Source organism: Streptococcus varani (assembly GCF_001375655.1).
GTDB lineage: Bacteria > Bacillota > Bacilli > Lactobacillales > Streptococcaceae > Streptococcus > Streptococcus varani.
This window is the reverse complement of the sequence record NZ_CTEN01000015.1, coordinates 1-960: the sequence shown is the minus strand read 5'-3', so window position 1 is coordinate 960 and position 960 is coordinate 1. Positions and strand designations below refer to the sequence as shown.

1 pseudogene is annotated in these 960 nt (G+C 44.4%); it reads left to right on the top strand.

The features are described from left to right. Window positions 1-4: 4 nt before the first annotated feature. Window positions 5-894: pseudogene (locus BN1356_RS12405) on the top strand (reverse transcriptase domain-containing protein); the annotation flags it as partial. Between the last annotated feature and the right edge of the window lie 66 nt (window positions 895-960).

Sequence of the window (960 nt, the reverse complement as noted above, 5' to 3'; positions counted from 1 at the left end):
ATAACTTGATGATGGCTATGAGTGGATTGTGGACATTGACCTTGAGAAATTCTTCGACACAGTTCCCCAAGATAGATTGATGTCTCTTGTCCATAACATTATCCAAGATGGAGATACAGAGTCTCTGATTCGTAGGTATCTTCATTCGGGTGTAGTTATCAATGGACAGCGCCATAAAACGCTGGTGGGAACACCACAAGGTGGGAATCTATCTCCCCTCCTGTCCAATATCACGCTCAATGAGCTGGACAAGGAATTGGAAAATCGAGGGCTTCGTTTCGTCCGGTACGCAGATGACTGTGTCATCACAGTTGGGAGCGAAGCATCTGCCAAACGTATCATGTATTAAGTTAGCCGATTCATTAAGAAGCGACTGGGATTGAAAGTCAATATGACCAAGACTAAGATTACCAGACCGAGTCAACTGAAGTACCTTGGATTCGGATTCTGGAAATCAGCTGAAGGGTGGAAAAGTCGTCCACATCAAGAGAGTATCCAGAGTTTCAAGAGGAAACTTAGGAAGCTCACAACACGCAAATGGAGCACTGACTTGGGTAGCCGTATTGAGAAACTCAACTGGCTTATTCGCGGATGGATAAACTACTTCGCATTGACTAACATGAAGTCAGTCATGGGAGAAATTGATAAACGATTGAGGACACGAATTAGAGTTATTATTTGGAAACAATGGAAGAAGAAGTCAAGGCGACTTTGGGGACTACTTAAACTAGGGACTCCCAAATGGATAGCTGATAAGGTATCTGGCTGGGGTGACCACTATCAATTAGTGGCACAAAAGTCAATTCAGCTATATCAAAACCAGTCCTCGCTAAACGTGGACTGGTTTCATGCCTAGATTATTATCTTGAACGACATGCGTTAAAAGTTAGTTGAACCGCCGTGTGCCGAACGGCACGCACGGTGGTGTGAGAGGGGCTAGGAATTAGTCTCTACTCGATC